The 26,233-nt window shown below is 63.2% G+C and carries 19 protein-coding genes and 3 pseudogenes; 14 read left to right on the top strand and 8 right to left on the bottom strand.

Annotated features, from left to right (window positions below; translation table 11 throughout):
- The 8 genes from AC1Q5P_RS04745 to AC1Q5P_RS04710 all read left to right on the top strand — a co-directional run bounded on the left by AC1Q5P_RS04745 (window position 1) and on the right by AC1Q5P_RS04710 (window position 9,799).
- On the top strand, window positions 1-975 hold the full coding sequence (locus AC1Q5P_RS04745) for a thiamine pyrophosphate-dependent dehydrogenase E1 component subunit alpha (protein WP_039335658.1): 975 nt from the start codon (window positions 1-3) through the stop codon (window positions 973-975).
- A gap of 17 nt (window positions 976-992) precedes the next feature.
- A complete protein-coding gene (locus AC1Q5P_RS04740) occupies window positions 993-2,006 on the top strand; it encodes an alpha-ketoacid dehydrogenase subunit beta (RefSeq protein ID WP_492518279.1) in 1,014 nt (337 codons plus the stop codon).
- A gap of 11 nt (window positions 2,007-2,017) precedes the next feature.
- Complete coding sequence (locus tag AC1Q5P_RS04735; RefSeq protein ID WP_492518278.1) at window positions 2,018-3,457, top strand: dihydrolipoamide acetyltransferase family protein; 1,440 nt, start codon at window positions 2,018-2,020, stop codon at window positions 3,455-3,457.
- Complete coding sequence (locus tag AC1Q5P_RS04730; RefSeq protein ID WP_193828575.1) at window positions 3,454-3,984, top strand: VOC family protein; 531 nt, start codon at window positions 3,454-3,456, stop codon at window positions 3,982-3,984. Before AC1Q5P_RS04735 ends, AC1Q5P_RS04730 begins: the two co-directional genes overlap by 4 nt.
- A 75-nt stretch (window positions 3,985-4,059) precedes the next feature.
- A complete protein-coding gene (locus AC1Q5P_RS04725; RefSeq protein WP_492518277.1) occupies window positions 4,060-4,989 on the top strand; it encodes an AraC-like ligand-binding domain-containing protein in 930 nt (309 codons plus the stop codon).
- 95 nt (window positions 4,990-5,084) lie between these two features.
- Window positions 5,085-7,727, top strand: a complete 2,643-nt coding sequence (locus AC1Q5P_RS04720) for a TonB-dependent receptor (RefSeq protein ID WP_492518276.1) — start codon at window positions 5,085-5,087, stop codon at window positions 7,725-7,727.
- 80 nt (window positions 7,728-7,807) lie between these two features.
- Entirely contained in the window at window positions 7,808-8,911 is a 1,104-nt protein-coding gene (locus AC1Q5P_RS04715) for an NAD(P)-dependent alcohol dehydrogenase (protein WP_492518275.1), read from the top strand.
- 54 nt (window positions 8,912-8,965) lie between these two features.
- Window positions 8,966-9,799: a kinase gene (locus tag AC1Q5P_RS04710; protein ID WP_492518274.1), complete on the top strand. Its 834-nt coding sequence runs from the start codon at window positions 8,966-8,968 to the stop codon at window positions 9,797-9,799.
- Window positions 9,800-9,843: 44 nt separating this feature from the next.
- Here the strand turns inward: AC1Q5P_RS04710 and AC1Q5P_RS04705 are convergent, their stop codons facing one another.
- Entirely contained in the window at window positions 9,844-10,590 is a 747-nt protein-coding gene (locus tag AC1Q5P_RS04705; RefSeq protein ID WP_062343824.1) for a maleate cis-trans isomerase family protein, read from the bottom strand.
- A 58-nt stretch (window positions 10,591-10,648) separates the two neighbouring features.
- Window positions 10,649-11,857, bottom strand: a complete 1,209-nt coding sequence (locus AC1Q5P_RS04700) for an FAD-dependent oxidoreductase (protein ID WP_492478466.1) — start codon at window positions 11,855-11,857, stop codon at window positions 10,649-10,651.
- Between the two features lie 279 nt (window positions 11,858-12,136).
- Between AC1Q5P_RS04700 and AC1Q5P_RS04695 the strand changes: the two genes are divergently transcribed.
- Window positions 12,137-13,294 carry a serine hydrolase domain-containing protein gene (locus AC1Q5P_RS04695; RefSeq protein WP_492518273.1) on the top strand — a complete coding sequence of 386 codons (1,158 nt, stop codon included), beginning with the start codon at window positions 12,137-12,139 and terminating at the stop codon, window positions 13,292-13,294.
- Here AC1Q5P_RS04695 and AC1Q5P_RS04690 read toward each other — a convergent pair.
- From AC1Q5P_RS04690 to AC1Q5P_RS04680, 3 genes are all read right to left on the bottom strand, one after another.
- Window positions 13,291-14,355: a LacI family DNA-binding transcriptional regulator gene (locus tag AC1Q5P_RS04690; protein ID WP_492518272.1), complete on the bottom strand. Its 1,065-nt coding sequence runs from the start codon at window positions 14,353-14,355 to the stop codon at window positions 13,291-13,293. The two genes, AC1Q5P_RS04695 and AC1Q5P_RS04690, sit on opposite strands and share 4 nt — an antisense overlap.
- A gap of 81 nt (window positions 14,356-14,436) precedes the next feature.
- Window positions 14,437-16,053: a glycoside hydrolase family 43 protein gene (locus tag AC1Q5P_RS04685; RefSeq protein ID WP_492518271.1), complete on the bottom strand. Its 1,617-nt coding sequence runs from the start codon at window positions 16,051-16,053 to the stop codon at window positions 14,437-14,439.
- Window positions 16,050-17,282: an MFS transporter gene (locus AC1Q5P_RS04680; protein WP_492518270.1), complete on the bottom strand. Its 1,233-nt coding sequence runs from the start codon at window positions 17,280-17,282 to the stop codon at window positions 16,050-16,052. The genes AC1Q5P_RS04685 and AC1Q5P_RS04680 overlap by 4 nt, the downstream gene beginning before the upstream one ends.
- Before the next feature lie 371 nt (window positions 17,283-17,653).
- Between AC1Q5P_RS04680 and AC1Q5P_RS04675 the strand changes: the two genes are divergently transcribed.
- The gene (locus AC1Q5P_RS04675) at window positions 17,654-20,608 is read left to right on the top strand and encodes a TonB-dependent receptor plug domain-containing protein (protein ID WP_492518269.1); all 2,955 of its coding nucleotides are present in this window, start codon (window positions 17,654-17,656) and stop codon (window positions 20,606-20,608) included.
- A gap of 105 nt (window positions 20,609-20,713) precedes the next feature.
- Here AC1Q5P_RS04675 and AC1Q5P_RS04670 read toward each other — a convergent pair whose 3' ends face one another.
- Both AC1Q5P_RS04670 and AC1Q5P_RS04665 read right to left on the bottom strand, forming a co-directional pair.
- Window positions 20,714-22,093 (bottom strand): MFS transporter, encoded by a 1,380-nt coding sequence (locus AC1Q5P_RS04670; RefSeq protein WP_492518268.1) that lies wholly within the window; start codon window positions 22,091-22,093, stop codon window positions 20,714-20,716.
- Between the two features lie 37 nt (window positions 22,094-22,130).
- A pseudogene (locus AC1Q5P_RS04665) lies at window positions 22,131-23,047 on the bottom strand (aldehyde dehydrogenase family protein).
- Window positions 23,048-23,245: 198 nt separating this feature from the next.
- On the opposite strand from AC1Q5P_RS04665, the pseudogene AC1Q5P_RS04660 reads away from it, so the two are divergent.
- The 4 genes and pseudogenes from AC1Q5P_RS04660 to AC1Q5P_RS04645 form a co-directional block, all read left to right on the top strand.
- Window positions 23,246-23,800, top strand: a pseudogene (locus AC1Q5P_RS04660) (alpha/beta fold hydrolase); the annotation flags it as partial.
- Between the two features lie 70 nt (window positions 23,801-23,870).
- A pseudogene (locus AC1Q5P_RS04655) lies at window positions 23,871-23,984 on the top strand (aconitase family protein); the annotation flags it as partial.
- Entirely contained in the window at window positions 23,984-24,613 is a 630-nt protein-coding gene (gene leuD / locus AC1Q5P_RS04650; RefSeq protein ID WP_492518308.1) for a 3-isopropylmalate dehydratase small subunit, read from the top strand. The pseudogene AC1Q5P_RS04655 and the gene leuD, both read left to right, overlap by 1 nt.
- Window positions 24,610-25,251 carry an isochorismatase family protein gene (locus AC1Q5P_RS04645; protein ID WP_492518267.1) on the top strand — a complete coding sequence of 214 codons (642 nt, stop codon included), beginning with the start codon at window positions 24,610-24,612 and terminating at the stop codon, window positions 25,249-25,251. Before leuD ends, AC1Q5P_RS04645 begins: the two co-directional genes overlap by 4 nt.
- Here the strand turns inward: AC1Q5P_RS04645 and AC1Q5P_RS04640 are convergent.
- Window positions 25,243-26,220 carry a hypothetical protein gene (locus AC1Q5P_RS04640; RefSeq protein WP_492518266.1) on the bottom strand — a complete coding sequence of 326 codons (978 nt, stop codon included), beginning with the start codon at window positions 26,218-26,220 and terminating at the stop codon, window positions 25,243-25,245. The genes AC1Q5P_RS04645 and AC1Q5P_RS04640 overlap by 9 nt on opposite strands.
- Window positions 26,221-26,233 lie beyond the last annotated feature (13 nt).

Genomic DNA, 26,233 nt, shown 5'->3' with positions numbered 1-26,233 from the left:
ATGCAACTGAGCCGTGAGGCGCTATTGCGCGCCTATCGCCAGATGAAGGTGATCCGCGAATTCGAGGAACGCCTGCACGTCGATATCCAGACCGGCGAAATTGCCGGGTTCACTCATCTCTATTGCGGGCAGGAAGCCGTCGCGGTCGGCGTGTGCGAGCATCTCGACAATGACGACAAGATCGTCTCGACCCATCGCGGCCACGGCCACTGCCTTGCCAAGGGCTGTGACGTGAACGGAATGATGAAGGAAATCTGGGGCAGCCGCGAAGGCCTGTGCAAGGGCAAGGGCGGCTCGATGCATATTGCCGATGTCGACAAGGGCATGCTCGGCGCCAACGGCATCGTCGGCGCGGGCGCTCCCATCGCGGTAGGCGCCGGGATCGCCGCCAAGATCGATGGGAAGGGCAAGGTCGCCATCACATTCTCGGGCGACGGCGCTTGCAACCAGGGAACGACGTTCGAAGCGATGAACATGGCCGTGGTTACCAAGGCCGCGACCATCTTCGTGTTCGAGAACAACCACTATTCCGAGCACACCGGCTATCAGTATGCGGTCGGCACCAATGGCGACATCGCCAGCCGCGCTGAAGCCTTCGGCATGAAGGTGTGGCGCGGGGACGGGACCGACTTCTTCTCGGTCTATGAAACCATGCGCGAAGTGCTCGATTACGTGCGCGTCCCCGGCAACGGTCCAGCGGCGGTGGAATTCGATACCGAGCGCTTCTTCGGCCACTTCGAGGGCGACCCGCAGCGCTACCGCGGCCCGGGCGAACTCGACCGCATCCGCGAGGAGCGCGACTGCCTCAAGAAGTTCCGCGAAAGCGTGACCCAGGCCAAGCTGCTGGCAGGCGAAGACCTCGACAAGATCGACGCCGAAGTGCTGGAGGCCATCGAGGAATCCGTCCGGCAAGCCAAGGCTGCCGATCGTCCCACCGCCGAAGACGTCCTGACCGACGTCTACATTTCGTACTGAGACGAGGGAGCGGACCAATGGCAAAAATGATGTACCGCGACGCTGTCGTCTCGACGATCGCAGAGGAAATGGAGCGCGACGAGAACGTCGTGTGCCTGGGCGAAGACATTGTCGGCGGCATGGGCACGCCCGGTGGCCCCGAGGCCATCGGCGGCATCTGGTCGACCTCGACCGGATTGTTCGGGAAGTTCGGCGCGGACCGCGTGATCGACACGCCCATTTCGGAAAGCGCAATCATGGGTGCGGCTGCGGGCCTTGCGCTTTCGGGAAAGCGCCCGATTGCCGAGCTGATGTTTGCCGACTTCATCGGCGTCTCTCTCGACCAGATCTGGAACCAGATCGCCAAGTTCCGCTACATGTTCGGCGGCAAGACCAAGTGCCCGGCGGTGATCCGCATGGCCTATGGCGCGGGCTATAATGCCGCTGCCCAGCACAGCCAGGCAGTGCATCAGATCCTGACCGGCATGCCCGGCCTCAAGGTGGTGATGCCGACCACTCCTGCCGACGTGAAGGGTCTGCTGCGCACTGCAATCCGCGACGATGATCCGGTGATCTTCCTTGAACACAAGGCGCTTTATGGCGTCAGCGGCGAAGTGCCTGACGATCCGGACTTCATGATTCCGTTCGGCCACGCCCGCCTTTCCCGCGCCGGGCAGGACGTGACGATCGTCTCGACCGGTCTGCTTTTCGGCTTCTGCGAAGCGGTGGCGGACAAGCTGGCCGCCGAGGGCATCGGCTGCGACGTAATCGACCTGCGCACCACAAGCCCGCTGGACGAGGAAACGATCCTCGATTCCGTCGAAGTGACCGGTCGCCTCGTTGTCGTCGACGAAGCGCCGCCGCGCTGCAGCCTCGGGGCCGATATCTGCGCGCTGGTAGCTGAAAAGGCCTTCGCCAGCCTCAAGGCGCCCCCGCTGTCGGTCAACCCGCCGCACACCCCCATCCCGTTCGCGCGCGAGCTGGAATCTGCCTACCTCCCCTCGATCGACAAGATCGAGGCGGCGGTGCGCAAGGTTCTGGGCTACCGCTGAGGAGCCGCGACATGGCCAATATCCGCCCGTTCTGCATGCCCAAGTGGGGCATCGAGATGACCGAGGGCACGATCGCCGAATGGATGGTCAAGGAAGGCGAGGCCTTTTCCAAAGGCCAAGTCCTGTGCCTGATCGAAACCGCCAAGATCACCAACGAGGTCGAGGCTGAATACGATGCGGTGCTCAAGCGCCTGCTGACCCCGGCGAGCGACGAAGCGCACCCGGTGGGGGCGCTGCTGGCGGTGTTCGCCGATGCCGATACCAGCGACGCCGAGGTCGACGAGTTCATCGCCGGCTTCAAGCCCGCCGAAACCTCGGTTGCGGCCAAGGGTGGTGGTTCTGCACCGGCCCCGGCGGCAGCGGCGCCTGCTGAACCTGCCCCGGCCCCGGCGCGCGAGCCCAAGAAGATCGTCACCAACCGTGCGATCAGCCCGGAAGCGCTGAAGCTCGCCGAAGCGGAAGGCGTCGATATCGAGCCGATCGAAGGGTCGGGCCGCAACGGACGCATTACCTACCAGGACGTGGTGCAGGCTTTGCGCCCCGAACGCGCGGTATCCTACAAGGGCAGCGCGCAACTTGTCGAGGACAGCCCCGAGGCGTTCGCCTCCCCCCTCGCCCGCCGCATTGCCGCGCAGCACGGGATCAGCCTATCCTCCATCAGGGGCACCGGCGCGCGCGGCCGCATATCCAAGGCCGACGTGCTAGCGCTGGTCAAGCCGACCACGGCCGCTGCGCCAGTCTTCGGTGCGCCGTTCGAACTCGTTGTCAACCAGCCGAGCGTCCAGCCCTTCGACAAGGTGCGCAAGGTCGTGGCGAAGCGCCTCACCGAGGCCAAGCAGACCATCCCGCATTTCTACCTGCGCGTCTCGGCCTCGGTCGATGCGCTGATGGACTTGCGCAAGACGGCGAACCTCGTTCTCGGTACCAAGGCGTCGATCAACGATTACATCGTCAAGGCCGTGGCGCTGGCACTGGTGAAGCACCCTGACGTCAACGTACAGGTCCATGGCGACAGCGTGCATTCGTTCCCGCACGCAGACGTCGCCATTGCCGTGGCCAGCCCCAAGGGCCTCGTGACTCCGATTGTCCGCCAGGCAGACCGTATGCACATCGCCCAGATCGCGGCGACCACCCGCGCGCTGATCGACAAGGCGCAAGCAGGCAAGCTTGGCTATGAGGACATGGATGGCGGCACATTCTCCGTCTCCAACCTCGGCATGTTCGGGATCGAACAGTTCGATGCGATCATCAACCCGCCGCAGGGTGCGATCCTTGCTGTCGGCGGAGCCAATCGCGTCGCGGTGGAGGCGGACAATGGCGGCATCGCCTTCGAGACCCGCATACAGCTGACCATGTCGGTTGATCATCGTGCCATTGATGGCGCAGCAGGGGCGCAGTTCCTGCAGACGCTCAAGGGCCTGCTCGAAGCACCGGAGGGCCTGTTCCAATGACCCGCGCAATCACCAGGCTCGGCCCGGTCGGCCAACTTGCCTACCTGCCGCAGGATTTCGACGCGGCGGTGAAATACTGGACCGAGACGATGGGCGTCGGCCCGTTCTACCTGATGGAGAACGTCGCGCTCGGGGATGCCAAGTACAAGGGCGTGCCCACGGGCGCGGTGTTCTCCATCGCCATCGCCTATTGGGGTGATGTGCAGATCGAACTGATCCGTCCGGAAAACAGCGAGCCTTCTATCTACACCGGCGAATACGCGGTGACCGACAGTCTCCACCACATCTGCATCTTTGTGGATTCGATCGAAGAAGCCCGAGCCGCCTGCGCCGAAGCAGGCGCCGAGATTCTCGTGGAGGGCAAGGTCGGTGCCGACGGCGAGGTGATCTACGTCGATCCCGGAAAGGGCCCCGGCCACGTGATCGAATTGCTCCAGAACATGACCGGCGCCGATGCCATCTTCCAGATGATCAAGGACGCCGCGAAAGACTGGGACGGATCTGAACCGCTTCGCAAGCTGGGCTGACAAGCGCACGCTTGGCAGGCGTTGCTATATCCTATAACAATGCTGCCGGAGAGTCCTGAAACCGGCGGTAAAACCATGCTCGAAGTTCTCAGCACGCGCGAACTCGCTCCGGTTGATCGGCTCGATTACTGGAACGAGCTGATCGCCTCGACCTACACCGGCATGGTCGTCGACGCCCCGCGCGACCGCTTCGACGCGCGACTGACCGTGTGGCAGATGGGAACGCTGCGCATGGTTCGCCCCTATTCGCGCGCTGCCGTGATCTCGCGCCATGCCGAAAGGCATACCCGGCCTACCGATCAGACGGTTGTCGCGCACTTGCTGACGCGCGGCGCAGCCCGGCTCGAACAGCGTGGCCGCACCGTCGATCTGACGGAAGGAGACATGGTGCTGTGCGCGGCCGAGGAGTTCTATCGCTTCGACACCAGCACGACGCACGAGATGATGGTGGTGGAGTTCGATCGCCGCACGCTGGCCGAGCGCATGCCCAATATCGACGATTTCGTCGCAAGGCGCATTTCCGGCCAACTACCCTCAACCCGGCTTGCCCATCGCTACATGTCCTCGCTGTGGCAGGAAGCGCCCGAGACTCTGCCCGATGCGCATTGGCAGATGCACGCGGGCATCCTTGGCGACATCATTGCCTCGTGCATCAAGGGCAGCGGCGAGGTGATGGAAGCGCCGAGTCACTTCCTCCTGACGCGCGCCGAAGCCATGATCCTTGAACGGATTGGTGATCCAGACCTCACCCCGTCGGTTTTGGCGACGAGCCTTGGCGTTCCTCTGCGCACGCTACAGGCCGCTGCTGCCAGTACCGGAACAACGCCAAGCGCCTTGATCATGCGCCGCCGCCTGCATCGCGCGGCAAAGAGGCTGGTGAGCGAGCCCGGTGCGAGCGTGACCACGATTGCCATGGAATGCGGCTTTGCCGATTCCGCACACTTCGCCCGCCGGTTCCAGCAGCACTTCGGCACAACGCCCAGCCACTATCGCCGGATGAACTGACAGGTCCTTGCGCATCCGTCCGGTTTCCTGCGCGCGCAGACAAGCAGCTTTGAAACCGACAGCTAGACCGATCCCATAAACATGGGAGGTTCTGCATGAAGGCTCGATTCACTTCGGCTAGCGTCTTTGCGCTGGCTGCATCCATTCTCGCGGTTCCGACGTTCGCCCAGGAAACCGCGCAGCCCGATGATGCTGGCGGCATCGAGGAGATCGTCGTCACCGCGCAGAAGCGCGTCGAGAACGTGCAGGACGTGCCGATCGCGATTTCCGCATTCGGCGGCACTGCGCTGAAGGAGCGCGCCGTTGCCGACATTTCCGCGTTGAGCGGCATCGCGCCCAACGTCAATCTTGATGGCGGCACGCCGTTCTCGGGATCGTCAGCCGTGCTTTCCGCAACGATCCGCGGCATCGGTTCGGATGACTTTGCGTTCAACATCGATCCGGGCGTCGGCATCTACCTCGACGGCGTATTCCTGGCCCGTACCGTCGGCGCCAACCAGGACCTGCCAGATGTAGAGCGCATCGAGGTGCTGAAGGGACCGCAGGGCACGCTGTTCGGGCGCAACACCATCGGCGGTGCGATCTCGATCGTCACGCACAATCCCGGCAAGGAGTTCTGCCTGACCGGTGACCTTACCACCGGCAGCTTCGACCTGCTGCGCGCCCGCGCCACGCTGGACCTGCCACTGACGGACAGCCTTGCCGCCTCGCTGACGGGCGCGGTCACCAGCCGCAGCGGCTTCCAGAAGCGTATCCCATACAACGGTAGCGCGGCGGAAATGCGCGCTATTGCCAATTCCGATCCTTTCACCTCGTTCAACAACGCGGACTACTCGACGTCATCGCGCCAGAGCGCGGACAACAACTTGAGCCTGCGCGGCAAGCTGCGGTGGGACGATGGCGGTGTCTTCCGCGCAACGCTTTCGGGTGATTACACCAATCAGGATTCCTCGGGCCAGAACAACTCGCTGCTCGGCGTGTCCTTCCCGCCGGGACCGTTTGCCCCGACCAACCCCCTGCCCGGAACCGGCATCGACCCGATCGATCCGGCCGGCGGCTTCCTCTTCGCCGGGCTCTACAACTTCTGCATCGGCTCGACTCAGGCGGAGATCGCCGCACGCGGTGCCAGCGCGATCTGTGGCGCGCGTGGCACCAGCGTCAACCCCGGTCGCCTCCTGGGTTCGCTGGCAGGCGTCAACACCGATGCCGACCCCACGAACAATCGCCTGCCATGGGATGGGCGCTTCATCACCGGCGATCCTGACAAGACCTATGCCACCGGTCCGACGCTCAACAAGCTGCGTGCCTGGGGCTTTGCTGGGAATCTGGAGTATGACCTTGCCGACGGCCTGATGGTCCGCTCGATCACCAGCTACCGCAAGACCAACTGGAAGGCGGGATCCGACCTCGACGGTTCGCCGCTGTCGATGCTTGAGCTGACCTTCAGCCAGAACCAGCAGCAGTTCAGCCAGGAAGTGCAATTGCTCGGGTCCAACCTGCTCGACGGCAAGCTGAACTTCGTGGCCGGCGCCTATTACTTCAAGGAAGACGGTGACCTGCACGACTACGTGACCTTCGACGAAGGCCTGCTTCAAGTCGATGGTCCGAATAGCTTCGACACCAAGAACTACGCCTTCTTCGGCCAGGTCGATTTCCGCGTGAATGACTGGATCGGGATCACGCTGGGAGGCCGCTACACCAAGGAGACCAAGCTGTTCGAAGGCGGGCAGCAGGACCTCAACGGCGGCAACTACAAGTTCTTCGGCTGCGCGAACGCTGCGGGCACGATCTTCCCGTTCGGCGATTTCCCGCTGGCGCCGCCGCAGGCTGCGGGCGGCCCGCCCTGCTTTGCCGCGCTGTCCTATCCCGATCCCACCAACCCGGTACGGGTCTACGTGCCAGGCGTGAACCGCAAGACCTTCTCGAACTTCGCGCCGAAGATCGGCGTGCAGCTGCACCCCAATGACGACGTGATGGTCTATGGCAGCTATTCCGAAGGATACAAGACCGGCGGTTGGACCACGCGACTGACCAACCCGCAAGGTAACGTGGCGCCCGATTTCGACGAGGAAATTGCCGAGACCTTCGAAGTTGGCGTGAAGTCCACCTGGCTCGACCGTCGCCTGCAAGTAAACATCGCGGCCTTCTCGACCAATTACAAGAACGTCCAGTTGAACCAGCAGGTCGGCACTTCGCCCACCATCGACAATGCCGGCACAGCGCGGATCAAGGGCGTGGAACTCGAAGCCATCGTCGCTCCGGTCAAGGGCCTGACGATAAACGCTTCGGTCGGCTATCTCGATGCCTATTTCACGGCGCTCTCGGCCAACGTCCTGCGCCCCGACGTAGCGGGTCCGATCCCTGGCTTGCGCGAAGGTGCCGTGGTTGGCGGACAGCTGCCAAAGACCGCGAAGTGGTCCACCAATCTGGCGCCGCGCTATGAACTCGGCCTTGGCAACGGTGGCTCGATGGTGTTCCTGGCTGACTGGACGCACAAGAGCGCGGTGTGGAACGACGTGGCGCGCTATCTGCCGCTGCGCCGCCAGCCGATCGACATCGTCAACGCCAGCCTCACTTACCGCGAACCAGGCGGCAAGTGGGACCTGACCGTGGGCGCCACGAACCTGACCGATGAGCGCTACCTCGTTTCGGCAGGAGCCAACGACGCGGCCGGGGTTTACTTCGGCAGCTACAACCGGCCCCGCGAATGGTACGCCCGCGTCGGCTTCAAGTTCTGATCGTCCGAAGCCCCGCCACAAATCCGAACCGTGGACGGGGCTTCGCCTCCATCGCTTTTGCCATTCACAGGAAATCCGACATGACCACCGCCAAGGCCGCAGTCCTGCGCACTGCGGGCGCAGCGCCAAGGATCGAGACTGTCATCATTGACGCTCTGCGCGCCGACGAAGTGCTCGTCGAAATGCGCGGCGTAGGCATCTGTCATACGGATATGGTTATGCGCGACGGGCACCTGCCAGTGCCGCTTCCCGTGGTGCTGGGTCATGAGGGTTCGGGCGTCGTCCGGGCGGTGGGCAGCGACGTGTCCGATCTCATGGTGGGCGATCATGTCGTGCTGAGCTTCATGTTCTGCAGCGATTGCCCCAGCTGCGACGAGAAGGCGCCCGCCTATTGCCATTCATGGGTACCGCTGAATTTCTTCGGTGCGCGCACCGATGGCTCTACCGCGCTGACCGACGCAGGTGGCGCACCGGTGCATAGCCATGTCTTCGGCCAATCATCATTCGCAACGCATGCCGTGGTCAACCGGCGCAATGCGGTGAAGGTGTCCGAGGATCTGCCGATCGAGCTGCTCGGCCCCTTGGGCTGCGGCATCCAGACCGGCGCGGGCGCGGTGCTCAACGCCTGCCGCGTGCGCGCGGGAGCGAGCGTCGCGGTCATCGGAGTGGGCGCGGTCGGCCTGTCTGCGGTCATGGCAGCGGGCGTCGCCGGCGCAGGAGCGATTGCGGCGATAGACGTCAATCCAGCGCGGCTCGACCTCGCCATTGAACTGGGCGCGACCCACGTCTTGCGGAGCGGTGATGACTTCACGGCGCTGGCGGCGGAAGCGGGCTGTCCGGCCGGGTTCGACTATATCATCGATACCACGGGCATTGCCTCGCTGGTAAATGCCGGGATCCTTGCCCTCGCGCCGCGGGGCGAAATCGCGCTGGTCGGCGCCTATGCCCCCGGCACAGAAGTGCGGGCCGACACCACCCACGTCATGAGCGCGGGCCGCGTGATCCGCGGCGTGGTCGAAGGCAGCGCCGATCCCCAAACCTTCATCCCTGAACTCATCGAATACCACCGCGCAGGTCGCTTCCCGTTCGACCGCCTCGTCGAATGGTTCAGGTTCGACGAAATATCCGAGGCGTTTGCGGCTGCAGAATCGGGACGCGTGGTAAAGCCGATCCTGCGGTTCTAGGTTGCGGCGCTGTTGGGCGCGCCTGATAATCGGTGTCCATCTTGAGGACACCGCATGACAAGCATCGTCGAGATTCTGGCAGAAGCGATCCTTGATCGACTTTCGCAAGACCGCAAAGGTCCCTTCGCGGTCGGCATCTGCGGAGCGCAAGGTTGCGGCAAAACGTGGACCACTCGCCTGCTGGCCGAGCGCATGGAGCAAGACGGCCTACAAACGGTAACGCTGTCGCTCGATGATCTCTATCTGCCCAAGGCCGGCCGGCAGCGACTGGCTGGGATGGTCCATCCGCTCTTTGCGGTGCGGGGCGTTCCGGGCACGCATGACGTTGCAGCAGGCATCCGCATTCTCGATGCGCTTGGCGGAACGGGATCCCTCGCCTTGCCGGCTTTTGACAAGGCGAAGGACGACCAGGTTCCCCACGAGGACTGGCGGATGGTAGACACCCCCGTCGATATCGTCCTGTTCGAAGGCTGGTGCGTCGGAGCGCAGCCGCAGGAAGCCGGCCTGCTCAGCGCTCCCATCAACGCGCTGGAACGGGACGAAGACCCGGATGCGGTCTGGCGGAGCCACGTGAACGCCTGCCTCGCCGGAGAGTATCAGGCGTTCTTCGCGAAGTTCGACATGCTGGTGCTGCTGCAGGCCCCCGGCTTCGAGGTCGTGGCCGAGTGGCGTCTGGAGCAGGAGGAGACCCTGCGCCGCGCTCTGGCCAGCGAAGGCCGTGACGTTTCAGGCTTGATGGACCGAAAGGCGATCGAACGTTTCGTGATGTACTACGAACGGATCACACGGCACATTCTCGATGAAATGCCGGCTCGGGCGGAACTCGTGATCGAACTCGACGCACGGCGGCGGCCAGCCTCGGTGAAGGTCAACCGCCAAAGGCGTTGAGGGTGCGCGTCTGCGGAGGGAGAACCGCGCGCGCACCCGTAGCCTCAGAACTCGGAGAGGAGTCTTCCGAGGCCTTCGATCCGGTCGGTAATGCCGAGCGTGCGCAAGGCGTGCCAATATGTTGCGGTGTTGATCGCGATCACCGGCTTGTCGAGCTTGAGCTCGTATTCGGCGGCAAGGCTGACCATCGAAAGGTTGGTGCCGACCTGCACGATTGCATCCACGTCGCTACCGTTGAGATGGTCGATCACCTCGCGCAAACGCTGGGGCGTTACCTTGGCGATGTCGGTCCAGCGCTTGCACTGCAGGGGCACGTCCCGCACCACCGAAAAGCCGGATTCCTCAAGGAAACGGCGTACCTCAGCGTTGGCGACGGGGTAATAGGGCGAAACGAAGCTGACGGTCTTGACGTTGCCATAGGCATGAAGCGCTGCCGCCACCGATTCCGATCCGGTCGACGCGCCTACGCCGGCCAGTTCCTCGACCTCGGCCTTGAACTTCTTGCCACCCTCGACCCCGCCGTAGAAAGTGATCGCCGACATGCCGAGCACGAGGTATTCGGGACGCAGTGTCATCGCCGAGCGCACCGCGTCCATCGTGTTTTCGGCAATCGCGGTGGTGCCGGCGATGAAATCCTCGTTCGAGAGGGCGACCGGGTCTTCCACGAAAATGCGGGAGAAGTGATTGGTCACGCCGGCAGGGCGCATGCGCTCCATGTCGGGCTGGACGGTGGTGTTGGTGGAAGGGGCAATCACGCCGAGACAGGCGCGGTAACCCTGGACGTCAACCATTGGATTTGTCTCCGGAAAAAGCCGCGCCGCAGTCCCACCACCGCGACGCCGCTTCGCATCATACGATCGCAGCCGCCTGGGCGAGGCTGTCGAACATGGCTTGCCGCATCAGGTAGTTGCGGCGGGTTTCGTCGTTGTTCTTGATTTCCAGCATCTTGGCACGGCGCGCTTCATGCGCCCCGTCCTGTCCGCCCTTGATGAAGGCCATGTTTTCCTTGGTCTGCATCTGGGTGAAGCTGTGCGTCACCTCGCGGCGCTGGCGATCGTAGAGCGCAAGGCTTGGCTCCATCGCGGCTTTGCCCTTCAGCACCGGCTCGAGCTTTTCGAACAGGTTGAAGGCATCGTGGACACCCGAGTTCATGCCGAAGCCGCCAAGCGGATTGTTGAGGTGTGCGGCATCGCCAACCAGCATGACCCGGCCTTCGCGGAACGACTTGGCCACCCGCTGGTGCACGCGATAGAGCGTGCGGTGCTCCGTCTTTACCGAAGCGCCATCGCCGACGAGGCGATCGAAGATGCCGTTCTTGATTTTGTCAGAACGCAACTCTTCATCGCTGAGCGAGCCATCGGTCGGCACCAGCACGCGCCACAGCGATGGCACGCGCAGCAGAACCAGCCATTCCTTGGGATCGGACACGTAATTCACGTAGGCCAGGTTCGGCAGGTGATCGGCCAGCTCAAGGTCGGTCGACAGGCACAGGAAGCGTTCCGGGTAAGTGAACCCGTCGAACTCGATCCCGAGCCACTTGCGCACGATCGAATTGGCGCCGTCAGCCCCGATCAGGAATTCGGCACGCAGGCGATTGATGCCGTAGGGCGTTTCAGCCCACAGATCGACGCCGCTTTCATCCTGCTTGAAGGTCAGCAGGCGCGTGCTGAAATGCATCTTGGCGTTCGAGTATTTTTCCAGGCCGCCAGCCAGCGCGCGAGACAGATGATACTGTTCGCACTGGATGCGGAAAGGATAGCGGGTGACGTCGTCGATCTCGCTGAGATCGAAATCGATCACTTCGCCCGTGTTGCGATCGCGCCAGTGATAGACCGGCGCCTTCAGGCCCTTTTCCAGCAACATCGGCGTGATGCCGATGGTATCGAGCATTTCGAGCGTCGGCGGGTGGAACGTGGACGCACGCAGATCCTGCGCACAGTCCTCGCCCGATTCGAGCACGACCACATCAACCCCCGCCTGGGCCAGCAGCGTGGCCAGAACCGTCCCTACGGGACCAGCTCCGACAATCGCCACCTGGCACCGTTCAACCCCTGTCATATCCAGCGGACTCCAATCTAACTTCTGATACGGGGTATGGACCGGGCCGCTGCGGGAGGTTGCGAAAGCCACCAAACTATCCGCCTTGCGGTGATAAAGCCGGGCAAGCGACGGAGAGCGCGCACATTCACGCAGAAAATCGGAGAACTGCAGACGCGGCCGACGGCGCAGAACGCCAAGGATCAGGCCGCAGAATGGGGAATGGGCATGAAACCAACTCGTATTGCACTACGCATTGCGCAAACCTGTCTCTTTCTTGCCATTATCGGCACAAATGCGGTGGCACAGCCCAACTGGTCCGACTCGCGCGCAGTCTTTGACGAGCGCCTTGCCGTCTTCATCAAGGACCCGGGCAACTTTCCCTATGCCCCCATGGAACCTCTCGCCGGTACCAGCCGCTGGAAACCGTTGCCGAAGGCAAGCGCGAAACAGAGCGGCATTGCGCCCGAGGCTCTCGAGAAGGCGCGCGCCTATGCGCAAGCGATGAACAGCAGCGCCTTCATCGTCTGGCGCGATGGCCGGATTGAAAACGAATGGTACGGCAAGGGGGTGGATGCCCGAACGCCTCTGGTCTCCAAGTCGCTGTCGAAGCCGCTGACCGCCATTGCGGTCGGCCGGGCGATGGCATTGGGCAAGATCCGCTCCCTCGACCAGTCCATTGCCGATTTCATCCCTTCGGCAAAAGGTACGCCGAAAGCGAAGATCACCATCCGCTATCTGCTCGACATGCGATCAGGCATGCTCGACCAAGGGTTCAGCCCCGACCCTGCGCATCCCTACAATTCTGCTCTGCTCGACACCGACTTCGGCCAGCGGATCATCGAGAGCTATCCGATGCCTTATGAGCCGGGCACGCGCTATTCCTATGCCAATGCGCCGAGCGACCTTGTCGGGATGGTCATCGAAGGGGCGACCGGGCAGCGCTATGGCGACTTTCTCAGCCGCGAAGTGCTTGCTCCGCTAGGCGCGCAAGGCGGCAGGATCTGGGTCGGCAAGCCGGGCGGCCTTGCCCATTCCGGCTGCTGCACTTTTCTGCCGGCAGATACCTACCTGCGCATGGCCGTGCTTCTGCTCGACGATGGCAAGTGGCAAAACAAGCGCCTGCTACCAAAGGGTTATGTCGCTGAAATGCGCAAAGGCACGGCCCAGAATCCCAACTTCGGCCTCGGCATCTGGATCGGGGATCCCTATCGTCTGCGTCGCGGCTTCGGTGCTCCGGGCACGTTGGGGCCGCAAGTGCTTCATTCCGAACCCTATCTCGATCCGGGCCTGTACCTGTTCGATGGCAACTCCAACCAGATCGTGGCGATCAGCCCGAAGCATCGGCTGATCACCCTGCGAGTGGGGCCGACGCCTCCTGCACCCAACAACGGCAGCGCGGAATGGGACAATGCGTTTCTGCCAAACACACTGATCCGCGGGCTGACCCGGCACTAGGCTGGTGGGGCGCTCGATTGGCGAACGATGATCTCGTGATCGAGAATGACGTCGCGCCCCTCGGCGGCCCCGTCCGCGCCCGACGCAATCCTTTGCACCAGCAGGCCCAGCGCCTCCTTGGCGAGGCGATGGACGGGCTGATGCACGGTGGTGAGCGGCGGCCACAGCATGACAGCGGCGGTGGTATCGTCGAAGCCAACGACGGTGAGTTCATCCGGCACGTGCAATTGGCGGCGGTGCGCCACCGAAACCACAGCGGCGGCCATCTCGTCGTTGCTGGCGAAGATGGCGGTGGGTGGGTTGTCGCTGCCTAGCAACTGTTCGCCGGCCACAAGACCGGATTCGTAGCGGTAGTCGCCTGCGACCACCATCGTTTCCACGCCGTCGACCTCGCGCACCGCGTCGTGAAATCCGGCCATGCGCTCGGCGCTGGCTGACTGGTCGGGGTTGCCAAGGACGAAGCCGATGCGGCGATGGCCAAGGCCGATCAGCAGGCGGGTGATTTCACAGGCGGCCTTGCGGTCGTCAATGCGAACGCGGATCACGCCGGTCGCGCCATAGGCACCCACCGCGGCGATAGGCAGTCCTGCCTCACCAAGGATGCGCAAGACGCGGGGCGATTCCCCCAGCGGAGGGGTAACCAGCACACCAAGCACGCCAGACCGGACCAGTTCGCGCAGCGATTCCTCGGATGGCGGTTGGCCGCCCTCGCCTTTGACCAGGATAAGCCGCGCCCCCCGCGCCGATGCCTCTTCATAAACCCCTGTCAGGAAATCGCTCATGAAAGTGGCACTGGGGTTGGAATAGACTACGCCGATGCGCAGTTCTGTCGACCTGACGAGGCTGCGGGCGGCAACATTTGGAACATAGGCGAGTTCAGCGATCGCTCTCTCCACCGCCTCGCGCGTTTCGGCCTTTACCCTGCCCTGCCCGTTGATGACGCGCGACACGGTCATCGCCGAGACACCGGCGCGTGCGGCCACATCGATCACGGTGGCGCCGCGCTGCTGGCGTTCGCTATCGCCACTCTGGTCCTGGCCCCGGCCCCTGCCCTGCTTCATATTAAATCAGACATATCCTTGTTCGAACGTGGTTGTACGTTAACACAGATTGGCAATAACGATACCTGGCAAATGCCTTGGTCAGGAAAGGTCGTTCCCGCGGTATCGCAGGAAGTGGAAGTCGGCATGGGCGCCATCACCCGACAAATCCTGCGCAGCAACGCCGACGAACGTGCCGGTGAAGTTGGGCAAGCCGGGCAGCGATACTTCGTCCGACAGCACGCTGGCATCCAGTACATGCGGCCACTCGATCCACCCGTCATCTCCGCAACGCCAGCTGAAGCGCAGATCAGGTCCCACAACCTCGACCCGCAGCTCGATCGGACCATCGGGCAGCTCTTCGGCGACGACATAGGCAGCCGTCTCCTCGTTTGGCACTGCGGAAAGCACCTGCAACTGGCGACGTTCCCCTTCGACAGTCACGTTGAGGTAGTGAAACTTCGTGCTGTTGTAATAGCAGATGAGTCCGGCGGACTGCTGGAAATCCTGTGGATCAAAGTCGAGGATCGTGCTGGCTTCGAATGCAAAATGCTCCTGCCGGCGCGCGACGAGCGCCTGCTCGAAGAAGCTGCCTACCGTCTCTCGACCATAGAGCCGCAGCCAGCCCGGTCGCGCCGAAAGGCTGAACAGGCGCTCGGGCCAGGGAGTCCGGAGCCATTGCAGAGGCAGCGGCAGGCACCCTGCCTCAAAGGTGCCATCCCAGTCTGCATCGGCGATCTCGGGGGCGGCCTGCAACGGCGGGAGCGGCGGTGCCGGGTCGGGCGCGCCGTCGCCCGCGACGGTCCGCAGCCAGCCATCGTCACCCCAAACCATCGGCTGGATCGCGGTTTCACGCCCGAGAACGCAGCGTTCGTGACCGGTCAAGGGTCGACCGCAGAGATAGGCGATCCAGGTGCTGCCATCTGGCAGATTGACAAGATCGCCATGACCGGCACGCGTCAGATTACCCTCCCGGCGCCCGGCCGAGGTCAGCACGGCACCATCGGGATGAACTTCGTAAGGCCCGAACAGATCGCGCGACCGAGCCATGACCACAGCATGGTCCCAGCCCGTACCGCCCTCAGCCACGAGGATGTAATACCAGCCATTGCGCTTGTAGATGTGCGGGGCCTCTGTAAAGCCGCGCTCGGTTCCCCCAAAGACAAGACGGCGCTTGCCAACAAGGCGCATCGTCTGGCGATCGAGCTCCTGCACCATGATGCCGCCGAACCGGCTGCGGCCGGGGCGATGGTCCCACAGCAGGTTCACCAGCCACGTCCGCCCGTCGTCATCGTGAAACAGTGAGGGATCAAACCCGCTGCTGTTGAGGTGAACCGGATCGGACCACTCGCCATCGATCTCTTTCGCGGTGACGAGATAGTTGTGAAAGTCTCGCAGGGACGCGCCGGTGGCACCGCTGACGGTGGTCTGTCCATAGCGCTTCACATCGGTGAACATCAGCCAGAACCGGCCATGCGCATGAGTGAGGTCGGGCGCCCAAACGCCGCAGGAATCGGGATCGCCGCGCATGTCGAGCTGGCTGGGCCGGTGCAACGGGCGTGCCGCGGTTCTCCAATGAACAAGATCGCGGCTGTGGTGGATCTGCACCCCCGGATACCATTCGAAGGTCGACGTCGCGATGTAGAAGTCATCGCCTACCCTGGCGATCGAAGGATCGGGGTTGAAGCCACGGAGAACAGGATTGGCGAAATGGGTCATGCGGGCTTTCGCACCAGGGTCCAGAGGAGGGCCGCGCCGAAAAGGTCGAGCAAGCCCAGAACGATGAAAAAGGGTTCATAGCCGACGCGGTCGACCAGCCCGCCAAGCAGGAGCGAGAAGATCAGGACGCCGAGATTGGCGGCAAGGCCCGCCAGACTGGCGGCGGTGGCCACTTCGTTGCGGCGGAACAGGTCGGACGCCATGGTGATGACAGTGACCGACAGCGTCTGGTGGGCAAATCCGCCAAGGCAGAGCAGCGCAATGGCAACGTAAGGGCTGCTGACCATGCCGACGAAGGCCATGCCGGTCATCATCACTGCGCCCAGCGTAAAAGCGAAACGCCGCGCATCGACAAGGTCGACGCCGCGCCGGTTGAGCGCTGACGCCACCGCCGGGCCGAACAGGCAGCCAAGGTCGGCGGCAAGGAATGGCAGCCAGGCAAAGATGGCGATCTGCGTCAGGTCGAAACGGTGAACCCGCGCAAGGTAAAGCGGCATCCAGAATGACAGCATGCCCCAGACAGGATCAGCCAGCAGCCGCGGCAGGGCGATGCCCCAGAGGTTGCGGCGGCGCAGGATCTGCGCGATCGAGGGGCGTCGCTCGGTGGCGGCGAGATGTGCTTCCTGCCCGCTGGCGATCAGTTCCCGCTCATTCTCTGCGATGTGACGGTGCCGGTCGGGACTCTGATACCAGAACAGCCACAGCATGACCCACAGCAGCCCGAAGCCGCCGGCCACCACGAAAGCCGCACGCCAGGAGTAAGCCAGCACGGCCCACGCCACCAGCGGCGGGGCGAAGACGGCGCCGAACGATGCACCGATGTTGTAGATGCCGCCGGCCGTACCCCGCTCACGCGCCGGAAACCAGGTGGCGACGAGTTTCTGCCCTGCCGGCTGCGCCGATCCTTCGGCAAGGCCCAGCAGCCCGCGCAAGGCCGCGAAGCTTAACCAGCCGGAGGCTAAGACGTGGGCCATGGTGATGAGCGACCACGCCGCTGCGCAGATCGCGAAGCCGACGCGCAGGCCGACGCTGTCGAGGAAATATCCGGCCAACGGCTGAAGCATGATGCCAAGCTGGAAGGCACCGGTGATCCAGCCATATTGTTCGCTGGTTATGCCCTGCTCTTCCAGCACGACCGGCGCAGCGACGCCAAGGACCGAGCGCGCCAGATAGTTCAGAACCATCGCGCCGACGAAAAGCGCAATGATCGTCCACCGGATTCGGGTCATCCTCAAGCCTGGCAACCAAGTATCTCCCAAAACACGATTTTTCGGCCGACGGCGCCGAACGATCATGTGCAGGCATTTCTGCTACTGCGGAGGAAATGCCAATTTGTCAGACTATTGACAAGAGAGGATTCGCGACCTAGAGAAAAATGCGTTAACGTTACCACTAATCGGGGAATTCCGCTTAGTAAAGCCCCGGAACATCAAGGATCGGGGAGGAAAAGCCTAACCACCGACTCGCAGCGCAGACGCTTCCAGGAGCGTCTGCGCGGTGACCGGCAGTTACCGGCGGAAACCCTCCCGATCATACTTGTCAGTGAAAAACGCCGCACGATCCGATGCGGAGCACACGAAATTCTATGTGGAGGAGTGGGATGTTGTTGAACTTGCTGGATTGTCGTCGCCTGCTGCTGCAAGGCGCATCGCTTGGGGTCGTGGCGATTGCCGCGCTTGCACCGATCGCGGCCAGCGCCCAGGACGCGGCTGCGCCTTCTGTCGCCGCCGAAGATGCGGATCAAGCTGACGACAGGCCCAGCGCGGCAGAGATCATCGTGACCGGGTCGCGCATCAACACCAGCGGCTTCACCGCGCCGACGCCGACGACGGTGATCGGGAGCGAGCAGATCGCCGCAAACGCCCAGCCCAACATCTTCACCACTATCTCGCAGCTTCCCTCGCTGCAGGGGTCGAGCGGCACGCAGGTCAACACCTTCAGCACCTCAAGCGGCGCGCAGGGACTGAGTTCCTTCTCGCTTCGCGGAGTCGGCACGATCCGGACGCTTACCCTGCTCGACGGCCAGCGCGTCGTCGGCGCCAACGTGACGGGCGTGCCCGACATCAGCCTGTTCCCGCAGCTCCTCACGCAGCGTGTCGACGTGGTGAATGGCGGTGCCTCGGCATCCTATGGTTCGGACGCGGTTGGCGGCGTGGTCAACTTCGTCACCGACACCCGTTTCAAGGGCATCAAGGGCAATATCCAGGGCGGCATCACCAACTACGGCGATGATGAGCAGGCCGTGGCCCAGCTCGCGTTCGGCACCGCCTTTGCGGACGACCGCCTGCGCGTGATCGGCAACGTCGAATACTCGCATGAAGGTGGCGTCGGCGGCGGCGAATGGGGCATCGGCCTTGCCAACGGGCGCGACTGGTTCAAGCAGACCACGCTGATCAACCGCGGCGTGCTCAACGACGGTTCGCCGCAGTTCCTCGTGCGCGACTTCGCGCAATCGACCACCTTCACCAAGTACGGCCTGATCACGGCAGGTCCGCTGCAGGGCATTGCGTTCGACGCCGCGGGCAATCCGTTCCAGTTCCAGTACGGTTCTAATGGCGTTCCTGCCAAGGATGCGGCTGGAAACATCAGCGGCTGCTTCCCCGGCTTCTGCCTTGGAGGTGACCTGACCGGCAACGTCGATGCGGGCCGCTCGCTCAAGTCTCGGATAGATCGCTACAACGGCTATGGTCGCGTCGGTTTCGAGTTCACGCCGGGCAGCGAAGTCTACGCCACGTTCAACTATGGCCGGGTGAAAACGCAGAACCAGCCGGTCAATGGCCAGAACCGCCCGGGCCTGACGATCCAGTGCTCCAATCCGTTCCTGCCGGGAAGCATTGCCACTGCCTGTGCCAACGCCGGGATCACCAGCTTCCGCTTCGGCACCAGCAATGCCTCGCTTGGCAACACCCAGGTGCATACCGATCGCGAGCAGGTGCGCGCGGTGATCGGCGCCAAGGGCGCAGCCGAGATCGGCGGCACCGAGTGGACTTACGACACCTACTACGAGCACGGCGTCAATCGCACGCGCATCGACGTCGACAACATCCTGCTCAGCAACCGCTTCAACAACGCGATTGACGCAGTACTCGAAAACGGCGTGATCGTATGCCGCAATCCGGTCGCCCGGGCCAATGGCTGCGTGCCGCTGAACATCTTCGGCGACAAGGCTTCGGAAGCTGCCCGGAACTACATAATGCCCGAAGCCGGGCCCTACCAGCGCACGCGCCAGACGCAGGACGTGGCCAGCATCAACTTCTCGGGCTCGCCGGTCGAACTGTGGGCCGGCCCGCTTTCCGTTGCCTTCGGCGGTGAATGGCGGCGCGAGCATTACCGCGTGACCGCCGACCCTTACGGCGCGGGCTTTGCCAACACGCCGGCGGGGGGCGACTACCCGGCCGACCCGCTGCTCATCCAGGGCGGCAACAACTGGTATGCAGGCAATTACAAGAACGGCAACGGCACCTACACAGTCAAGGAAGCCTATCTCGAAGTCGACGTGCCGATCCTCAATTCGGACAGCACCGGCAAGCTAAACATCAACGCCGCTGGCCGCGTGACCGATTACAGCACCTCGGGCACGGTCTGGGCGTGGAAGGTCGGCGGCACCTGGGACCTGCCCGTCGACGGGCTGCGCGTTCGTGGTGTGATGTCGCGCGATGTGCGCGCGCCGAACCTTTCGGAACTGTTCGCGGCGCCCGTCACCACGACGCTGCCCAATTTCTTCGATCCGTTCACCAATTCGAACGTGCTGGCGATCCAGAACACCATCGGCAACACCGCGCTGACGCCGGAGTTTGCCCGCAACAACACCGCAGGCATCGCGCTCGCCAATCCTTCCTGGCTGCCCGGCCTCAACGTCTCGTTCGACTGGTACCAGATCAAGATCAAGGACGTGATCTCGAGCCTCGGCGCCAACGATATCGTCCAGCTCTGCTTCCAGAAGGTGCTGCTCTCCACCTGCAGCGCGTTCAACCTGAGCAATACGAACGGTCCCAACTTCATCAACGTGCAGGCGTTCAACCTCGCCTCGATCAACACCAGCGGGTTTGACATCGAAGCTTCGTACCGCTGGCAGCAGCCGCTGGGCCTGCCAGGCAGCTTCACCTTCCGCGGCCTTGCCACGCACGTGATCAAGTTCATCACCGACACCGGCCTTCCGGGCACGCTTCCGGTCGATACAGCAGGCAACAACAACGGTGCGACGCCGGACTGGAAGTTCCTGCTGATCCAGAGCTACGAGAATGACAAGTTCTCGCTCCTGGTGCAGGAGCGCTGGTTCAGCGACGGCGTGATCGGCCACCAGTACGTGGTATGCTCGGCTGGCACCTGCCCGACCTCGACCTCGCAACGCCCGACAATCGACAAGAACTTCCTGCCAGGGGCCTTCTACCTCGACATCGGCGGCAGCGTGAACATCACCAAGGAAATCGTCGCCTACGCGAAGGTCGACAACGTGTTCGACACGGCCCCGGCGCGGACCAACATCTTCTCCAACCCCGCGCTCTATGACGGGCTCGGCCGGATCTATCGCGCGGGCGTCCGCTTCCGCTTCTGATCGAACTTCCCTCGCGCGGTGGACCTACTCACCACACGCCGCCGCGCAGACCGGGCCATGCCGTTCCACACCCTCCCGGAAAGACATGGCCTGGCCCCCTTTCCGTCAGGCGTCGGGCAAGCGATAACGGCTGAAGATCAACAGGGCGATCACCTGCAGGCTGGCGGGGATTGCACTGTAAAGCAGGATGATGCCGGTAAGCGCGCTTTCGCTCTGCGCGGCGGCGCCACCAGTGGATGAAACGAAACCGAACGCGCTCATCACGATCCCGGCGATGACCGGGCCAAGGGCAAACGCCAGCTTCTCCATCGCGGAGAACAGCCCGGCGAAGACGCCCTCGTTGGCCACCCCCTGCATCCGGCGCTGGTAATCGACCGTATCGGTCATCATCGACAGGGCAAGCAGGATGAACCCGCCGTTGAACGCCCCGATGACCATGGCACGCAGCAGGATCAGCAGATGCTGGGTATTGACCGGCTGCCCGCCTGGCAGCGTGGCAACATCGACCCCACCCTTGCCGACCCAAAGCCAGGTGATCGTCACCGCTGCCCAGATTGCAGCGGCAAGAACATAGGCGCGCGGTTTGCCAATGCGCCTTGGCAGCCACAACCACAGCGGCTGCGAAGCAAGGCTGGTGGCAGACATGCACAGGATGAAGATCGGAATCAGCCAGATCGCCTGAACCACATAGAGAAACACGAACCCGATGACGGTGTAGCTCGCCGCCTGCCCGGTGTTCGAAACGAAGGTCGTGGCAAGGAGAACGAGATAGGGCTTGTTGGCGGCAACAGTGCGCAACTGGTCAAGCAGTGATCCGGGCACTGAGCCGGCATTGATCAGCGGCACGCGGCGCAGTCCGCTTGCCGTCGTGAGCATCGAAGCGAAGCACAACCCGCCGAAGATCCAGCTCATCGCGTGCCAACCGGCAGTCCCGCCGCCGAAATGCTCGATGACCGGCTGGGCAAGGCCCACGCCGACGAGCACGCCAAGCGTTGCGAAGAACATGCGCAGCACCATGATGCGGTTGCGCTGGTGCGGATCGCTGGAAAGCTCTGCTGCAATGGCCAGGTACGGCACAGAGTAGACGCTGAACGCAGTCGAGGCGAGGAAGAACAGGGCGCAGATCGCTGCAGCGGCGATATACGGGCTTGGGTATTCAGTGAAGGTGAAGAGCGCGATGAAGCCCAGCGTCGTGCCGACCGCTCCGGCGATCAGAAAGGGCGTGCGGCCAATTGCCGTCTTCATCCGGTCCGACCAGGCCCCGACCAACGGATCGCAGACGATCAGCCAGAGCTTGGGCAGCAGCACCACAAGTCCCGCAAGCCACGCCGGCACGCTCAGCATGGTCGTCATGAACAGCGGCAGCAGCACCGCTGGTGTATCGCGGAACACCTGCGCGCCCAACTGGCCCACGCCGTAGCGCAGGACGACGCCGGTCGGCACCTCGTCGGGCATGGTGGAATTTGCGGCGAGGCTGGCGTTCATGGCTGGGATCCGGGTGTTCTGGGGAGAGGGTGAGGCGTCAGACGCAGGCGCAGACCGTCTTCCATTCGAGGTAGTTGTCCATCGCCTGTCGCCCGCTGTCGCGGCCCCAGCCCGATTGCTTCACCCCGCCAATGGCAAGCGAGGCATCATACATGGCGTGGCAATTGATCCAGACCGTGCCGGCGCGGATGTCGGCAGACATGCGGTGCGCGGTAGAGAGGCTCTCGGTCCAGACGCTGGCAGCAAGGCCATAATCGCTGGCATTGGCGGCGGCGATGACCTCTTCCTCGTCATCGAACGACTGGACGACAAGAACCGGTCCGAACACTTCTTCGCGCACGATTTCCATGTCGGGCTTCACGTCAACCACAACGGTCGGGGTGATGAACGTGCCGGCATCGCCAGTGCGCTCGCCGCCGGTCAGCATGGTCGCGCCTTCGCCCTTCGCGCGCTGGAGAAAGCCCTCGACGCGCTCGGCATGGCGGGCCGAGACAACCGGTCCCATCTGCGTGTCCTGCAGCAGGCCATGGCCGATCTTCAGCCCCTTGGCATATGCCGCGACGCCCTCGACAACCTGATCGTGGACCGAGCGGTGAACGTATAGCCGCGAACCGGCGATGCACACCTGCCCACCGTTGAAGAAGATCGCATTGGCCACGCCCGGCACGGTGATGGCCATGTCGGCATCGGGGAAAACGATCGAAGGCGACTTGCCACCAAGCTCCAGCGTGACGCGCTTGAAGTTCGTCTTGGCCGCATCGAGCACCGCACGGCCCGTCGCGGTCGATCCGGTGAAGGCGATCTTGTCGACATGAGGATGCGCAGCCAGCGTGGCGCCGGTCTGTCCGCCAAGGCCGGTAACGACGTTGAGCACACCGGCGGGCACGCCAGCCTCGACCATCAGTTCGCCAGGCGGATTGCGGTAAGCGAGGTGTCCTCGGCGGGCTTCAGCACCACGGTGCAACCAGCTGCCAGCGCTGGAGCTGCCAGGCCCTACCTGACCATCGACCAACTCCGCCGGATCTATGCCGACAAGAACAGCCGCTTCTTAACGGTGGGTGGACTGAAGATCCACTACAAGGACGAAGGTGCGCGCAAGGGGCCGCGCTCCTGCTGGTCCATGGCTCGGAAAGCTCGCTGCGCACATGGGACGTGATCGCCAAGCGGCTCAAGGCGCGTTATCGCATCATCCGCCTCGACCTGCCGGGCTACGGCCTCTCCGATGGCCCCACCGACGAGTCTCTCAAGACTCTCGTTCCCACCGACGTTCCCATTGCCCTGCTCGATCATCTGCAGGTTCGGAAGGTGACGTTTGCCGGCGTTTCCAGCGGCGGCACGATGGGCATGTACATGGCCGCCCGCCGGCCGGACATGATCGAACGCCTGATTCTTTCGAACACGCCTTCCGATCCGGTGGATACCAGCCACCTGAAGCTAAGCCAGGGCCTGAAATCCGCGATGGACCGGGCGCAGCAAACCGGCTTTCGCGATCAGGATTTCTGGACGAACTTCCTGACCTTCTTCGCAGGCGTTCCAGCCCGCATTTCCGCGCAGACCCAGAAGGAGTATTACGACTTCTACCGGCGCGCGCCCGAAAAGAACCTCATCGGGCTGATGGCCCGCATCGGCGATGGCAAGCAGGCCACCATCGAGATGGCCAAGGTGCGCAAGCCTGTCCTGCTGCTGTGGGGAACGGCCGATCCGTTGCTGCCGGAATCTGCGCTGAACGCCATTGGACGTTACCTATCCAATGCGCAGATCTCGCGCGTTTCGATGCCGCAACTTCGAAGGACGGCAGGGGCCGGGTGGTCGAACGCACCTCGTCAGTCCGGCCATGGCTGCAGCCGCTGCCGTGACGGGCCATCTCGTCGATGTAAGGAGCCTTGCCTGATGCCCGCCCAGCCGTTCACCACAGTATCGGGCCGCGCCGCCGCCATGCGCGAGGACAATTTCGATACCGATATCATCTTCCCCGCGCGTTTCCTGCTGATCACGGCGAAGGCGGGCCTCGGGGAATACGCCTTCCATGATCGCCGCTTTGCCAGCGATGGCAGCAAGGTCGAAGGTTACGTCCTAAACGATCCGCCCTTTGCCGATGCCCCGGTGATCATTGCCGGTGCCAACTTCGGCTCGGGCTCAAGCCGCGAACAGGCCGTCTGGGCGCTCCTCGGCCTTGGCGTCCGGACCGTTATCTCCTCCAGCTTCGGCGAGATTTTCCAGTCCAACTGCATGCGCAACGGCATTGTGCCGATCGTCCTGCCCGAAGGACAGGTTGCCGCGCTGATGGATCTGGCAGAATCAGGCGCCATGTTCTCGGTTGACCTTGAGCGACAGGAACTTGGCGCAGAAGGCCTTGCACCCATCTCGTTCTCGATTCCGCCCGAACGCCGTCTTGCCCTTTTGAATGGCTGGGACGAAACCGATCAGATCGTTAATCAATACAGTGGCGAGATCGAGGCTTTCGAAGTCCGTCAGCGCCAGAGCCAGCCTTGGCTCTACACCAGGGAGTTTGCCGCGTGAGCACCGAAGAAGACCTGCTGGCCAACTACAAGAAGGCCTATGACAACCGGGTTGGTTTCGGCACAAGGCCGGCATTGCTGCTGATCGATTTCTGCCAGGCCTATTTCGAAAAGGGCAACGCCCTCTATGCCGAAGTCGATGAAGCGCTGGCATCCGCACTGCGCATCCGCTCTGTCGCGCATGCGGCCGGGGTGCCGGTTATCCTGACGAATGTTGTCTACCACCCCAGCGGGTTCAACGGCGGTCGCTTCTTCGAAAAGGCCATGCCGCTGCGCAATTTCACGCAAGGCAATCCGATGGCCGCCTGGGGACCGGGCCTTGAACCGCTGGAAACGGAATTGGTCGTCTCCAAGCAGTATCCGAGCGCATTCTTCGGCACCTCGCTCGCATCGACGCTCACGGCCGCCGGCATTGACTGCGTGATCCTGACCGGCCTGACGACATCGGGCTGTGTCCGCGCGAGCTGTGTCGACGCGATGAGCCATGGCTTCAAGACCGCCGTCGTTGCCGAGGCCTGCGGCGATCGTCACGCAGGGCCGCATGAAGCGAACCTGTTCGACATGAACGCAAAGTATGCCGACGTGGTCAGCGAAGCGGAGACGATCGCGTTTCTGGAAACCCTGCGGCCTTCAGCCTAACCGAAGACCTTCGAGCCGGGCTCCCCAGGGCGTAACTGCCGCGAGGAGCTCGGCGCTGCCATAGGGCGCCCAGTCGACGCGGCCAGCTTCAACGATCTCGCACCCACCGGCTATCATTGCTCTGGCAAAGCCGTCGATATCGGAAACCGGAAAGCGCAGGGCGGCCCACCCCCGCATCGGCGGGCGGCTTTGCCAGAAGTCGTGGCCACTGCAGCCAAAGCTGATGATCTCGACCGAACCTTCCATGCGGCCCTGCGCCTGGTAGATCCCGATCTGCATCGGGATCTGTTCTGCAAGGGAAAGCGGAAGGCCCATGCAATTGATCCCGCCTTCGTTGCCAGCGAAGCCTTCGGTTTCTTGCACCGGCACCCAGCCCAGATGGTCAACGAAAAGCGCGCGCGCCTGCGCGAAATCAGTGACCACCTGCGTGGAGTTGAACACCCACGAGGCATTGCCACCAACGCCCTCGTACCCCTGTAGAGGCGGACTCACGCGTTGCATCAGGGCAATGCAAAGACCATCGGCGTCATTCTCAACGACTTCGCGGACAGCCAATGCGCCAAATTGCCAGTTGGTTATCGGCGCAAATGCGCGATGTCCGGCCCGGCCCAAGGCATGATGCAGAGTCTCGATATCATCCAAGGCGCGGATATTGATGTCGAATATGCCGCCCGTATCCCATGGCTGCGCGCCGTCGCGCATCAGGGCGCGCGGCTCGCCGTCAAAGGACAACAAGCGGATGGCGCCCCGCGCCTTGTCGGGATGGGCGATCAGAACCTCACGAGCACGAGCGTCCGGACCCGCACCCCACGCGGCACCGAGCGGGGTTGCAAGGTCGCCAGCGTGCAAGGCTTTATAGCCCAGCGCCGGGGCCAAGCGCCGGCCTGCTTCGTCCGCGTCGGCAACGATGCCGACGACTTCCTGAAAACCATTATCCCGTGCGATCATGCAGGCAGCGATAACACGCATCTCCCACGGTGGG

It is taken from the genome of Novosphingobium sp. GW835-FHT14H07 (assembly GCF_058793515.1).
Note: the sequence above shows the minus strand (reverse complement) of the source record. Positions and strands in the feature narration are given on the sequence as shown.